At 66.9% G+C, this 13,638-nt stretch carries 15 protein-coding genes; 12 read left to right on the forward strand and 3 right to left on the reverse strand.

Translation table 11 applies throughout. From position 1 onward, the window contains the following. Positions 1–15 precede the first annotated feature (15 nt). The 9 genes from ppcD to GPA22_RS01610 all read left to right on the forward strand — a co-directional run bounded on the left by ppcD (position 16) and on the right by GPA22_RS01610 (position 7,197). Entirely contained in the window at positions 16–525 is a 510-nt protein-coding gene (gene ppcD / locus GPA22_RS01570; protein ID WP_169254325.1) for a phenylphosphate carboxylase subunit delta, read from the forward strand. Positions 526–569: 44 nt separating this feature from the next. Beyond that, positions 570–2,030, forward strand: a complete 1,461-nt coding sequence (ppcA, locus tag GPA22_RS01575; RefSeq protein ID WP_169254326.1) for a phenylphosphate carboxylase subunit alpha — start codon at positions 570–572, stop codon at positions 2,028–2,030. A 9-nt stretch (positions 2,031–2,039) separates the two neighbouring features. Then, the gene (gene ppcG / locus GPA22_RS01580; RefSeq protein ID WP_169254327.1) at positions 2,040–2,297 is read left to right on the forward strand and encodes a phenylphosphate carboxylase subunit gamma; all 258 of its coding nucleotides are present in this window, start codon (positions 2,040–2,042) and stop codon (positions 2,295–2,297) included. Positions 2,298–2,365: 68 nt separating this feature from the next. Beyond that, complete coding sequence (locus tag GPA22_RS01585) at positions 2,366–3,712, forward strand: UbiD family decarboxylase (RefSeq protein ID WP_169254328.1); 1,347 nt, start codon at positions 2,366–2,368, stop codon at positions 3,710–3,712. A 13-nt stretch (positions 3,713–3,725) separates the two neighbouring features. Continuing rightward, positions 3,726–4,325: a UbiX family flavin prenyltransferase gene (locus GPA22_RS01590; RefSeq protein WP_169254329.1), complete on the forward strand. Its 600-nt coding sequence runs from the start codon at positions 3,726–3,728 to the stop codon at positions 4,323–4,325. Next, entirely contained in the window at positions 4,322–4,759 is a 438-nt protein-coding gene (locus tag GPA22_RS01595) for a DUF120 domain-containing protein (RefSeq protein WP_169254330.1), read from the forward strand. Before GPA22_RS01590 ends, GPA22_RS01595 begins: the two co-directional genes overlap by 4 nt. 19 nt (positions 4,760–4,778) lie before the next feature. Next, positions 4,779–5,315, forward strand: coding sequence for an NUDIX hydrolase (locus GPA22_RS01600; RefSeq protein WP_169254331.1), 537 nt, complete (start codon positions 4,779–4,781; stop codon positions 5,313–5,315). 73 nt (positions 5,316–5,388) lie between these two features. Then, positions 5,389–6,225 (forward strand): metallophosphoesterase family protein, encoded by an 837-nt coding sequence (locus GPA22_RS01605; RefSeq protein ID WP_169254332.1) that lies wholly within the window; start codon positions 5,389–5,391, stop codon positions 6,223–6,225. Between the two features lie 42 nt (positions 6,226–6,267). Then, positions 6,268–7,197 carry a SphA family protein gene (locus GPA22_RS01610; RefSeq protein WP_169254333.1) on the forward strand — a complete coding sequence of 310 codons (930 nt, stop codon included), beginning with the start codon at positions 6,268–6,270 and terminating at the stop codon, positions 7,195–7,197. 43 nt (positions 7,198–7,240) lie between these two features. Here GPA22_RS01610 and GPA22_RS01615 read toward each other — a convergent pair whose 3' ends face one another. Continuing rightward, positions 7,241–7,459 carry a hypothetical protein gene (locus GPA22_RS01615; protein ID WP_169254334.1) on the reverse strand — a complete coding sequence of 73 codons (219 nt, stop codon included), beginning with the start codon at positions 7,457–7,459 and terminating at the stop codon, positions 7,241–7,243. Positions 7,460–7,614: 155 nt separating this feature from the next. Between GPA22_RS01615 and nudC the strand changes: the two genes are divergently transcribed. The 3 genes from nudC to ahpF all read left to right on the forward strand — a co-directional run bounded on the left by nudC (position 7,615) and on the right by ahpF (position 10,788). Continuing rightward, positions 7,615–8,433 carry an NAD(+) diphosphatase gene (gene nudC / locus GPA22_RS01620; RefSeq protein ID WP_169254335.1) on the forward strand — a complete coding sequence of 273 codons (819 nt, stop codon included), beginning with the start codon at positions 7,615–7,617 and terminating at the stop codon, positions 8,431–8,433. A gap of 137 nt (positions 8,434–8,570) precedes the next feature. Continuing rightward, positions 8,571–9,134 carry an alkyl hydroperoxide reductase subunit C gene (gene ahpC, locus GPA22_RS01625; RefSeq protein ID WP_169254336.1) on the forward strand — a complete coding sequence of 188 codons (564 nt, stop codon included), beginning with the start codon at positions 8,571–8,573 and terminating at the stop codon, positions 9,132–9,134. Between the two features lie 97 nt (positions 9,135–9,231). Continuing rightward, on the forward strand, positions 9,232–10,788 hold the full coding sequence (gene ahpF, locus GPA22_RS01630; protein WP_169254337.1) for an alkyl hydroperoxide reductase subunit F: 1,557 nt from the start codon (positions 9,232–9,234) through the stop codon (positions 10,786–10,788). Between the two features lie 51 nt (positions 10,789–10,839). Here ahpF and GPA22_RS01635 read toward each other — a convergent pair whose 3' ends face one another. After that, complete coding sequence (locus GPA22_RS01635; protein WP_169254338.1) at positions 10,840–11,418, reverse strand: hypothetical protein; 579 nt, start codon at positions 11,416–11,418, stop codon at positions 10,840–10,842. Positions 11,419–11,653: 235 nt separating this feature from the next. After that, positions 11,654–13,573 (reverse strand): B12-binding domain-containing radical SAM protein, encoded by a 1,920-nt coding sequence (locus GPA22_RS01640; protein WP_169254339.1) that lies wholly within the window; start codon positions 13,571–13,573, stop codon positions 11,654–11,656. Positions 13,574–13,638 lie beyond the last annotated feature (65 nt).

Raw genomic sequence — 13,638 nt, forward strand, 5'->3', positions numbered from 1 at the left:
GGAGGAGTCGGAGACATGGAAAAGGCCAAGAACATCAAGCTGGTGATCCTCGACGTCGACGGCGTCATGACCGACGGGCGCATCGTGATCAACGACGAGGGCGTCGAGTCGCGCAACTTCGACATCAAGGACGGCATGGGCGTCGTGGTGCTGCAGCTGTGCGGGGTCGAGGTCGCGATCATCACGTCGAAGAAGTCCGGCGCGGTGCGCCATCGCGCCGAGGAGCTGAAGATCAAGCGCTTCCACGAGGGCATCAAGAAGAAGACCGAGCCCTACGCGCAGATGCTGGAGGAGATGAACATCTCCGACGCCGAGGTCTGCTACGTCGGCGACGACCTGGTGGACCTGTCGATGATGAAGCGCGTCGGTTTGCCGGTCGCGGTGGGCGATGCGGTGCCGGACGTCAAGGAAGCGGCGGCCTACGTGACGACGGCGCGCGGCGGGCACGGCGCGGTACGCGAGGTCGCGGAGCTGATCCTGAAAGCGCAGGGCAAGTGGGACGCGATGCTCTCGAAGATCCACTGATTCACACCGCAGCGAACGGCATATCCAATACCGAGGAGACAGACGTGGGAAAGATTTCGGCACCCCGCAACAACCGTGAATTCGTCGAGGCGTGCGTCAAGTCCGGCGACGCGGTGCGCATCAAGCAGGAAGTGGATTGGGACAACGAAGCCGGTGCGATCGTGCGCCGCTGCTGCGAACTCGGCGAAGCCGCGCCCTTCATGGAAAGCATCAAGGACTACCCCGGCTTCAGCTACTTCGGCGCGCCCTTGTCGACGTACCGGCGCATGGCGATCGCGCTGGGCATGGACCCGGCGTCGACCCTGCCGCAGATCGGCGCGGAATACCTCAAGCGCACCAACAGCGAGCCGATCGCGCCGGTCATCGTCGACAGGCGCGACGCGCCGTGCAAGGAGAACATCCTGCTCGGCGACGACGTCGACCTGTGCAAGCTGCCGGTGCCGCTGGTGCATGACGGCGACGGCGGGCGCTACGTCGGCACGTGGCACGGTGTCATCACCAAGCATCCGGTGCGCGGCGATGTGAACTGGGGCATGTACCGCCAGATGATGTGGGACGGCCGCACGATGAGCGGCGCGGTGTTCCCGTTTTCGGACCTCGGCAAGACGCTGACCGACTACTACCTGCCGCGCGGCGAAGGCTGCCCGTTCGCGACCGCGATCGGCCTGTCGCCGCTCGCCGCGATGGCCGCGTGCGCGCCCTCGCCGATCCCCGAGCCCGAGTTGTGCGGCATGTTGTCGGGGGAAGCGGTGCGCCTCGTGAAGTGCGAGACGAACGACCTCGAAGTGCCGGCCGATGCCGAAATCATCATCGAGGGCATGATCCTGCCCGACTACAAGGTCGAGGAAGGCCCGTTCGGCGAATACACCGGCTACCGCACCAGCCCGCGCGACTTCCGCGTGACTTTCCGCGTCGACGCGATCACCTATCGCAACAACGCGACGATGACGATCTCGAACATGGGCGTGCCGCAGGACGAAGGCCAGCTGCTGCGCTCGTTCTCGCTGGGGCTGGAGCTGGAGAAGCTCTTGAAGAGCCAGGGCATCCCGGTGACCGGCGTGTACATGCACCCGCGCTCGACGCACCACATGATGATCGTCGGCGTGAAGCCGACCTACGCCGGCATCGCGATGCAGATCGCGCAGCTCGCCTTCGGCTCCAAGCTCGGGCCGTGGTTCCACATGGTGATGGTGGTCGACGACCAGACCGACATCTTCAACTGGGACGAGGTCTATCACGCGTTCTGCACGCGCTGCAATCCGGAGCGCGGCATCCACGTCTTCAAGAACACGACCGGCACGGCGCTCTACCCGCACGCCACGCCGCACGACCGCAAGTACTCGATCGGCTCGCAGGTGCTGTTCGACTGCCTGTGGCCGGTCGATTGGGACAAGACCAACGACGTGCCGACGCTCGTCAGCTTCAAGAACGTCTATCCCAAGAACATCCAGGAGAAGGTCCTCAACAGCTGGGCCGATTACGGCTTCCGCGGCGCGAAGAAATAAGGAGCGGTCATGGCAAACAAGTGGGAAGTGTTCGTGATGGACCTCGCGGAACTGGCCGAGGGCAAGGAGCTGGAGCTGACGATCCGCACGCTCAACGACGGACTGCACAAGTACACCTACCAGCGCGCCAAGGTGGAAGTGTCGAGCAAGCTCGACCAGTTCGCCGACAGCCTGCAGGTGCGGCTGGGACGCGGGCAACTGAGTGACCGGAAGTTCTCGATCCGCGTGATCGAGCGAGTGGAGCGCCTGCCGGAGCGGTATCGGTAAGCGGTGCGAACCGGGCAGGCCACGTGCCCGCCCGGCCCGATTCCCTCATTGAACGGAACAGCGAAACAATGGCCTACCCCGACCTGCGCAGCTTCCTCGGCGACCTCGGTGACGATCTGCTGCATGTGCGCGACGAGTTCGACCCGAAGTTCGAGATCGCCGCCGTGCTGCGCAGCCTCCCTGCGGACGCACCGGCGACGCTGTTCGAGAACGTGCGCGGCTACCCCGGTGCGCGCGTGGCCGGCAACCTGTTCGGTGCCCGCCGCCGTGTAGCACGCGCGTTCGGCACGACCGAGGAACGCCTCGCGCAGACCTGGCTGGACAACAAGCAGCGGGCAATTGCCCCGGTGTTTGCGAAGAACGCGCCGGCTCAGGAAGTCGTGCATGAATCCCCGGACGAGCTGCTCTCGCTGCTGCCCGTCCTGACGCACCACGAGAAGGACGGCGGCCCCTTCATCACAACCGGCGTGCTTCTCTGCACCGACCCCGCGACCGGGCGGCGCGGCATGGGCATCCACCGCATGATGGTGAAGGGCGGCAAACGGCTCGGCGTGCTGCTCGCGAATCCGCCGCTGTCGCAGTTCCATGCGAATGCGGAAGCGGCGGGACGTCCGCTGGAAGTCGCGATCGCGCTCGGACTGGAGCCCGCGACGCTGCTCGCGTCCGTCGTGCGCAGCGGCCCGCAGGGGCCGGACAAGATGTCCGTCGCCGGCGGGCTGCGCGGCGAACCGGTCGAGCTGGTGCGCGCACGCAGCGTGGACGTCGAAGTCCCGGCGCGCGCCGAGATCGTCATCGAAGGCCGCATCCTGCCAGGCGTGCGCGAGGAGGAAGGCCCGTTCGGCGAGAACACCGGCTACTACTTCACCAACGTCAGCCCGGTGATCGAAGTCACCGCGGTCACGCACCGCGACAACTTCATCTACCCCGGCCTGTGCCCGTGGTCGGGCGACGTCGACACCCTGCTCTCGCTCGCCGCCGGCACCGAGCTGCTCGGCCAGCTGCAGACGATGGTCGCGGGCGTCGTCGACCTGGACCTCGTCGGCGGAACGGCTGGCTTCTCCGCCGCGATCGCCGTCCGGAACTGCCCGCGCCACGAGGTGCGGCGGCTGATCATGCTCGCGCTGAATCTCGACAAGCGCCTCAAGACCGTCACCGTCGTGGATGACGACGTGAATATCCGCGATCCGCGCGAAGTCGCGTGGGCGATGGCGACGCGCTACCTGCCCGAACGCGACACCGTGCTCATCGGCGGCGCCGAAGGCTACGTCATCGACCCCTCTTCCGCCGGCAGCATTGCCGGCTCCAAGGCCGGCTTCGTCGCGACGCGCGGCGCCGGCCTCGAATTCGACCGCATCACCCTGCCCGCCGCAGCCCTGGCGAAGGCGCAGGCCCTGCTCGCAACGCTGCACAAATAACGGAGACAGCACCATGAGAATCGTCGTCGGCATTTCCGGAGCAAGCGGTGCGATCTACGGCATCCGCATCCTCGAAGCGCTCAAGCACGCGGGGGTCGAGACCGACCTCGTGATGTCGGATTCGGCCAAGCGCACGATCGTCTACGAGACCGACTACTCGATCAACGACGTCAAGCGGCTCGCCTCCTGCGTGCATGACAACAACGACGTCGGCGCGTCGATCGCGAGCGGCTCCTTCAAGCACGCCGGCATGATCATCGCGCCCTGCTCGATCAAGACGCTTTCCGCTGTCGCGAACTGCTTCAACACCAACCTGCTGATCCGCGCCGCCGACGTGACGCTCAAGGAGCGACGCAAGCTCGTGCTGATGCTGCGCGAGACGCCGCTGCACCTCGGCCACCTGCGCCTGATGACCCAGGCCACCGAGACCGGCGCCGTGCTGGTGCCGCCGCTGCCCGCGTTCTACCACCGGCCCAAGACCATCGACGACATCATCAACCAGTCGGTGACGAAGGTTCTCGACCAGTTCGACCTCGACGTCGACCTCTTCGGCCGCTGGACCGGCAACGAGGAACGCGAGCACGCGAAATCGCGGCCGGAGCAGCCGGCATGATGACCAGCACCACCAGCCTCGAACTCGAAGGCGAAGTCGCGCCCGGCCGTGGCGAAGGCTCACGCTTCACCGCGATCGACTGGGTGATCCACGAATTCCGCAACAAACTCGGCTTCATCCCCTGGCCAGGCACCTTCAACCTGCGCATGGGTGGAACGGCGTGGGACTGGGCGCGCGAGCGTCTGCGGGCCGCGGCCGGCATCGTGATCACACCGCGCGACGGCTTCTGCGCGGCCAAATGCTTCGGCGTGAGTATCGCCGGCCACCTCACCGGCGCCGTCGTGTTCCCGGAGATGCCCGATTACCCCGACGACAAGTTCGAGATCGTGTCGCCGCTGCCGATCCGCGAGACGCTCGGCCTGCAGGACGGCGACCTCGTGAACCTGCGCCTCGACCTCTTCCCTTCCGTCCGCGGCGACGCGGCGGCCGCTTGAGCCTTCAAGGAGAACCATCATGGCCCACAAGTTCTGCCCGCAATGCAGCACGCCGCTGGTCCTGGCGAAGATCCACGGCCGCGAGCGCGAGACCTGTCCGGCCTGCGGCGAGACCGTCTTCCACAAGCCTTCGCCGGTCGTGCTGGCGGTGATCGAACACGCCGAGCAGCTGGTGCTGATCCGCCGCAACCTCGACCCGCTCGCCGGCTACTGGGCACCGCCGGGAGGCTATGTCGAACTGGGCGAGTCGCTCGAGGACGCCGTCGTGCGCGAGGCGCGCGAGGAGACCGGGCTGGAGGTCGCCGTCGATGGCCTGATCGGCGTGTATTCGCAGACCGGCGCGCGCGCCGTGATCCTCGCTTTCCGCGCGCACTCGGTCGCGGGCGAGCCGGTCGCGGGCGACGACGCAGGGGAGATCGCGCTCATCGCGCCGGGACAACTGCCGATGCAGCCCGCGCCCGAGGGCGCGCCGCTGCTCGACCGCTGGTTCTACGACGTAATCCACGAAGTCACTGCGCCCTGGAAATGGGGACGCCAGACCTTGCTGAGGAAATGAGCATGATCGCCGCGCTGCAACTGCACCTGCCCCGCGCGACGGCGATGCGCTTCCATGTGAATCGCGTTGCTGCATGAAGCTGCGCTGGGCAGCCTGCCGCCCGCCGGAGGGCGAGCGTGCGCCGTCCGCGTGCACGCCGCCGGGGACCGTCGTGTATGCGATCGGCGACATCCACGGCCGTCTCGACCTGCTCGACGCGCTGCTGCAGGGCATCGCGCTGGATGCGCGCTTGCGGCCGGCGCAGCGTCGCGTGCTGGTGTATCTCGGCGATTATGTCAGCCGCGGCCCGGATTCGCGCGGCGTCGTCGATCGCGTCATCGACTGGCGCCCGGAGGGCTTCGAGGTGATCGCGCTGAAAGGCAACCACGAAGAGGTGATGCTGCGCTTTCTCGACGGCGAGCTCTTCGTCGGCGGGCACTGGATGGACTACGGCGGGGCCGACACCCTCGCCCATTACGGCGTGGCGGTTGATGATCCGTCATGTCGCGACCCGGAAACGCTGGCGCACCTGTGTGCGCGCCTGCGCGGCAGCATCCCGCCGGCGCATCTCGCGCTTTTGCGCGGCCTCGCGCCCAGCCACCGCGAGGGTGGCTATCTCTTCGTGCACGCGGGGGTCCTCCCCGGAGTCCCGCTCGGCGAGCAGTCCGAGCGCGACTTCGTCTGGATCCGCAAGCGCTTCCTCGTTTCCGATCGCGACCACGGCGCGGTGGTCGTGCACGGCCATTGCATTTCCGAGCAACCCGACGTGCGCCACAACCGCATCGGCATCGACACCGGTGCGTATCGCAGCGGCGTGCTCACCTGCCTGGTCCTCGACGGCACCGAGCGCAGCTTTCTGCAGACCACGACTGACTTCCGAAATGGCCCGGCCGAGGCCAGGGGCGAGGTTTGCCCTGATTCGTGCCAATGAAGGCATTGCATCAGCACATCAAAACACCAAGGAGGAGGAAGCATGAAACTGAAGCAGATCTGCGTGGCGATGGCCCTGTCCGGGCTGGTCGCGGGCGGTGCATTTGCGAAGGAAGGCGGCGATCAGTACCCCAACGGCGGCGAGAACTTCTACGCCGGCGCCCTGCCCCCGCCGGGCAACTACTTCCTCAACTACTTCGGTTATTACAACGCCAAGCTGCGCGACGGCGACGGCGACAAGGTGCAGGGCGCGTCGGTGCGCGCGTGGTTCGACGCATTGCGCTACGTGAAGGTCACCGATACGCAGATTCTCGGCGGAAGCTGGGCGATGCACGCGATTGTCCCGATCGTGCACCAGACCGTGAAGCTCGGCGGCACCAGCAAGACCGTGACCGGCATCGGCGACCTCGTGTTCTCGCCGCTGGTCGTCGCCTGGCACGCGGGCAGCCTGCACTGGGTGGCGGCACTGGACATCTATGCCCCCACCGGCGAATACAAGTCCGGCGACCCGCGCAAGAGCATCGGCGCCAACTACTGGAGCGTGGAGCCGGTGTTCGCGGCGACCTGGCTGGGCGAGGCCGGCTGGGAGGTGTCGGCCAAATTCATGTACAACTTCAAGGCGAAGAACAAGGATTTCCGACCTGCACCCGACGCGCCGAAGATGGATTACGAGTCGGGCGACGAATTCCACGTCGACTACTCCGCGTGCAAGCGCTTCGGGCCGTGGGCCGTCGGCCTCGCGGGCTACTACGTCAAGCAGACGACCAACGACAAGCTGGAAGGCGAGACGCTGTCGTCGGCCTTGGGCCCGTGGTCGTCGGGACGCAAGGGGGAGGCCTTCGCGATCGGCCCGAGCGTCAGCTACACGACGAAGACCGGCACCGCGCTGATGGCGGTGTGGCAGCACGAAACCCAAGCCGAAAACCGCTTCCGCGGTGACAAGGCGTGGATCAAGCTGGTGATGCCGTTCTGACCAGCCCGCGCGCCGCTGCCTGCATCACGGGCGGCGGCGTGCCTCAGAACGGCAGCCGGCGCTTCGGAGGCGGGGCCGGCTTCTTCTCCGCGGCCGGTGCTGCGGCCTTCACGGGTTTGCGCGGGCGATTCATCTCTTCGCGCGCAAAGCGCACCTTGCCCTCCAGCACGCAACCACGCATGCCCGGTTCGCACACCGCGCCCTGCACGCGCTGGCACACGCCGTCGAGATCGTGCGGACAACTCCACGCACCGCTGCTCATCCCGAAACCCTCCGCTTGCTTCCGAAACTCTGACCATAGCCCGGAACGGGGTCACCGGAAATGATCGATATCAAACTGCGCGAGCCACGCGGTTGCGCAGGGACGGCGCGCCCCGCATCATGCCCCTACCCTTCACCACGTTCGCCCGCACCGCCATGTTCACTCCCGGATACCGTTCGCCCGCCCCGCCCGCCGCAGACGACCTGTGCTTCGTGTTCCGCAACAACAGCGTGCTGGTCTTCGCCACGGAGGGCGAGACGCGGGTTCCCGCACGCAACGAGCTGCGCGGGCTCGAACCTGCCGGGATGCACTACGTGGGCCTGCTCGCGGATCGGCACTGCTACGCGCTGACCGTCGGGACGGAGACGCCGGCCCCGGAAGGCATGGAGTGGCGCGACCTGCGCAGCCTGTTCGGACGCATCGACGAGACGGTCTTCGGCGTCGCCGGGCGTGCGATCCAGATCGTGCAGTGGGACCTCACGCACCGTTACTGCGGCCGCTGCGGCACAGCGACGGAGCCGCACGCGAGCGAGCGTTCGCGCGTGTGCCCCGGCTGTGGCATGGTCCATTACCCGCGCCTCGCCCCGGCAGTGATGGCGCTGGTGCGGCGCGGCGAGGAGTTGCTGCTCGCGCGCTCGCCGCACTTCCCCGAGGGCATGTTCAGCGCGCTGGCCGGTTTCGTCGAACCGGGCGAATCGCTGGAGCAGACGCTGGCGCGCGAGGTGCGCGAGGAAGTCGGCGTCGAGGTCGCCAATGTCCGCTACTTCGGCAGCCAGTCCTGGCCCTTCCCGCATTCGCTGATGATCGCCTTCGTCGCCGACTACGCGGGCGGCGAAATCGTCCTGCAGCCGGACGAGATCGAGGCAGCCGCCTGGTTCACGATCGACCGCCTGCCGCGCCTGCCGCACCGCTTCAGCATCGCGCGGCGGCTGATCGACGCGACCGTGAACGAGATCGCAGCGATGCGCGGCTGAAACATTCGATCGCAATCACCTATCGAGTTTATTTTTTAATTCAATTGGAGCTATCGCACCCCGGTCGGTAAAGTGGCATCCATCGAGCAAGACATACCGCTCGGTCCTCTTACCCCACTACGACAAAGGAGTGCGACATGTCCCAAATCAACCAGCAAATCAAGTCCTTCAAGGCCACCGCTTTCCACAACGGAAAATTCGTTCCGGTTAGCGACGAGTCGCTCAAGGGCAAGTGGTCGGTCGTGTTCTTCTACCCGGCCGACTTCACCTTCGTGTGCCCGACCGAGCTCGGCGACCTCGCCGACAACTACGCCGAGTTCCAGAAGCTGGGCGTCGAGATCTACAGCGTTTCGACCGACACCCACTTCACCCACAAGGCGTGGCACGACAGCTCGGAGACGATCGGCAAGATCCGCTACCCGATGGTCGGCGACCCGACCGGCACGATCTCCCGCAACTTCGACGTGATGATCGAGGAAGAAGGCCTGGCCGACCGCGGCACCTTCGTGATCGACCCGCAGGGCCGCATCCAGATCGTCGAGATCACCGCCGGCGGCATCGGCCGCGACGCGTCCGAATTGCTGCGCAAGGTCAAGGCCGCGCAATACGTCGCCAACCACCCGGGCGAAGTGTGCCCGGCGAAGTGGAAGGAAGGCGACGCGACGCTCGCTCCGTCGCTGGACCTCGTCGGCAAGATCTGAGCTCCGACGCTTCATCCCCGGGCCCGGCCCGGGGCACGGCGGTGCGCCACGAGCGCACCGCCCCCGATTTCCCCTGCATTTCACGGACGATCCCGCCATGCTCGACGCGAACATCAAGAACCAGTTGAAGACCTACCTCGAACGAGTCACCCAGCCGATCGAAATCGTCGCCTCGCTGGACGACAGCGACAAGTCGCGCGAGATGCAGGCCCTGCTCGGCGACATCGTCGAACAGTCGAACCGCATCACCGTCATCGAGCGCCGCGACGACGCCGAGCGCAAGCCCTCTTTCGCGATCAACCGCGCCGGCGAAGACACCGGCGTGCGCTTCGCCGGCCTGCCGATGGGCCACGAATTCACGTCGCTGATCCTCGCGCTGCTGCAGGTCGGCGGCCATCCGCCCAAGGTCGAACAGGACGTCATCGAGCAGATCCGCGCGATCGAAGGCAGCTACGAGTTCGAGACCTTCATCTCGCTCTCGTGCCACAACTGCCCGGACGTCGTGCAGGCGCTCAACCTGATGGCGGTGATCAACCCGAACATTCGCCACACGATGATCGACGGCGCGCTGTTCCAGGACGAGGTCGATGAACGCCAGATCATGGCCGTGCCGACCGTGTTCCTGAATGGCAAGCACTTCGGCCAGGGCCGCATGGAGTTGGCCGAGATCGTCGCGAAGATCGATACCGGCGCCCAGGCGCGCGCGGCGGAGAAGATTTCGGCGAAGGGCGAGTTCGATGTGCTCGTCGTCGGCGGCGGACCGGCCGGCGCAGCGGCGGCGATCTACGCGGCACGCAAGGGCATCCGTACCGGCGTCGTCGCCGAGCGCTTCGGCGGCCAGGTCATGGACACGCTCGCGATCGAGAACTTCATCTCCGTGACGGCGACCGAAGGGCCGAAGCTCGCGATGGCGCTCGAGGAGCACGTCAGGGAATACGACGTCGACGTGATGAACCTGCAGCGCGCCGCGGCGGTGATCCCGCAGGAGCGCGGCTTCGAGGTGAAGCTCGAGAACGGCGCATCATTGAAGGCGCGCGCGGTGATCCTCGCGACCGGCGCGCGCTGGCGCGAGATGAACGTGCCGGGCGAACGCGAATTCCGCGGCAAGGGCGTGGCCTACTGCCCGCACTGCGACGGCCCGCTCTTCAAGGGCAAGCGCGTCGCGGTGATCGGCGGCGGCAACTCGGGCGTCGAGGCGGCGATCGACCTCGCGGGAATCGTCTCGCACGTCACGCTGCTCGAATTCGCCGACGCGCTGCGCGCCGACGCGGTGCTGCAGAAGAAGCTTGCGAGCCTCGCGAACGTCACGGTGATCACGAATGCGCAGACCACCGAGGTGACCGGCGACGCGAAGGTGAACGGCCTGGTCTACAAGGACCGCGTGTCGGGCGAAGCGCAGCGCATCGAACTTGAAGGCATCTTCGTGCAGATCGGCCTGCTGCCGAACACGGACTTCGTGAAGGACAGGGTCGAGCGTACGCGCTTCGGCGAGATCGTCGTCGATGCGCGCGGCCAGACCTCGGTGCCGGGCCTCTTCGCGGCCGGCGACTGCACGACGGTGCCGTTCAAGCAGATCGTGATCGCGATGGGCGAAGGCGCGAAAGCGTCCCTCGCGGCCTTCGATCACCTGATCCGCGAGTCCGTCCCTGCATAACGAAACGGGCGTGGTGCAGCCACTGCACCACGCCCGGGGACTTGCCGGCGATCAGGCCGCGGCGCGGCGATCCGGGAAGTCGATGACGGTTTCGCGCTGGCGGCGCTCGGCGTACAGCGAATCCTCGAGTCCGCTGCTGCGCCCGGCCGCAACGTAACCGGCCGGCACCTTGCCGGCGACCGCCGCGAGGCTGCCCTGCGACCCGGCCAGCAGTTCGTAGCACGACGCGGCAAGCGCCTCGATCCGGCGGGCGTTCTGGGCATGCAGCGGCGAGAAGGCGTCTTCGGTCGATGCGGCGGGATTCGACTGCTGCCGCAGCGCCAGTTCGGCTATCGCGATGTTCGCCGCCTCATTCTGGATCTGGTAAAGCCGCTCGCGCAGCGCGACGAGCACCGTGTTCATGCGTGCGATGGTGCGCATCGTCGGCAGGCGCCGCATCGCGCCCTCCTCGGCCCGATCCGTCCATTGCGCAAGGCCGTCATCGACGGTCGCACGCGCCAGCTGCCACGCCACCTCGGCATTCAGGCGCTGTTCCCAGGCCACGTCGCGTGCCTCGGTTTCGCCGATCGGGGGGATGAACTCGTTCTCGAGTTCGATTACGGAAAGTAGTTCGGTCGTTACTGTGGTCATTGCTGTCTCCTCTACTGAAACCGGTCCGGACGCGGTCTTGCGCCGCTTCACCGATCGATACTAAAAGCCCCTCTTTGCAAAATTATTATCCAGATCAAAGACTTTTCAGATACCGCAACCCCGGTAGCGGTCCTACCCACATTCTGATCAGCCGCAGGATTCCAATCGAAATTCGAGTACGCCACATCGCAAAAGTTCGCGACGGATGCCGACACCCGACCCTGCGGCGAGGCTGCTAGCGCAGTGCCCGCGCGATGAAGTTGCGCGGCACGCGGGTGCGCGGGACGCGGTCGGCGAACCAGCTGCGCACGTCCTGCTCCAGGCCGATGCCGTGCATGTAGTTGTACAGCGCCTTGTTGAGGGCGACGCCGAGCGTGTCGTGATCGACGCCGGTCGGGTCGATGAAGCGCACGTCGTTCTTTGCGAAGGTGATGGGCGGCAGGGGCACGAGCTTCACGCCGAACGCGTCCGGGTCCTGGCCGACCGGCGAATGCACCGTGCACGCGAAACGGTGGAAGAAGCCGGACTGGATGCAGCCGGATTCGAACAGCTGGCGCACGTATTCGAGCGCGTCGACGGTGTCCTGCACGGTCTGGGTGGGGAAGCCGTACATCAGGTAGGCATGCACGAGGATGCCGGCCTCGGTGAAGGCGTTGGTGACGCGCGCGACCTGGTCGACCGACACGCCCTTCTTCATCAGCTGCAGCAGGCGGTCGGACGCGACTTCCAGCCCGCCCGAGACCGCGATGCAGCCGCTCTCCGCGAGCAGGCGGCACAGCTCGGGGGTGAAGGACTTTTCGAAGCGGATGTTGCCCCACCACGAGATCGCCACGCCGCGGTCGAGGAGTTCCTGCGCGAGCGCCTTCAGCGCCTTCGGCGGCGCGGCCTCATCGACGAAGTGGAAGCCGGTCTGCCCCGTCTCGGCGATGATCGCCTCGATGCGGTCGACCAGCGTCTTGGCGCTGGCGCCGTCGTAGCGCGAGATGTAGTCGAGGCTCACATCGCAGAAGCTGCACTTCTTCCAGTAGCAGCCGTGCGCGACGGTGAGCTTGTTCCAGCGCCCGTCCGACCACAGGCGGTGCATCGGGTTGAGCATGTCGAGCACCGACAGGTAGCGGTCGAGCGGCAGGCCGTCCCAGGTGGGGGTGCCGACTTCGGCGAAGGCGATGTCGGCCTCGCCGAGGTTCACGTAGCGCACTTCGCCGTTTTTGCCCTTGTCACCCTCGGCGTCACGAAAGAAGGTGCGCACCAGGCGCGAACGGCCGCGCCCGCCCTGCAGGTGGTCGAGCAGCGCGAGGATCGGGCGCTCGCCGTCGTCGAGCGTCACGTAGTCGAAGTAGTCGAAGACGCGCGGCTCCTTCAGTTCGCGCAGTTCCGTGTTCACGAAGCCGCCGCCCAGCACCGTGACGATCCTCGGGTCCCGGGCCTTGATCGCCTGCGCGATGCGGAAGGCGCCGTACACCGCGCCGGGGAACGGGATCGAGAGCAGCACGACCTGCGGCGCATGGCGGGCGATCGCCGCGAGCGTGAGTGCACGCAGCGTTTCGTCGACGAGATTCAGGGGCTCGGCGAGCGCGGCGGCCAGCGGCTCGAAGCTCGCCTGGCTCTGCGCCAGCGATTCGGCGTAGCGCACGAATTCGAAGCGCGGATCGACCGCTTCGCGCAGCACGTCGGCGACGTCATTGAGGTACAGCGTCGCGAGGTGGCGCGCGCGGTCCTCCAGGCCCAGCGCGCCGAAGGCCCACGCGAGCGGATCGCCGCCTTCCGGGTCGATATACACGTCCAGCGATTCGAAGCGCGAGCCTTCGGGCAGGAAGCTGCGGCTGCAGATGCGGTGCGCGAGCGTCGGGTCGCGCCCTTGCAGGAAGGCGACGGCGGGCGCGATCGTCGTGCGATAGCGCTCGAACTGCGCGAGGAAGGCCTGCACGCGGGGGCTGCGCTGACGCTCGGGCGTCGCCTCGATGCGGCTGCGAATCTCGACGAGCCCGTCGCGCGAGAAGAGGCGCAGCACGAGCGCCAGCGCGAGGTCCTCCTGCACCGCGTCGACACCGCGCGAGCGCAGGAAGCCGGTGAGATCGGCGGTGGACGGGTACGGCGTGTTGAGTTGCGTCATCGGCGGGATCACCGACAGGACGCGCAGGGGAGTCTCTGGCATGGCGGGCGGCAGCCGCGGAGGGCAGCCGCCTCGTGCAGGGGGCGGCGCTCCGCGGATACCGGATC

Source organism: Aromatoleum toluvorans (genome assembly GCF_012910905.1).
Lineage (GTDB): Bacteria > Pseudomonadota > Gammaproteobacteria > Burkholderiales > Rhodocyclaceae > Aromatoleum > Aromatoleum toluvorans.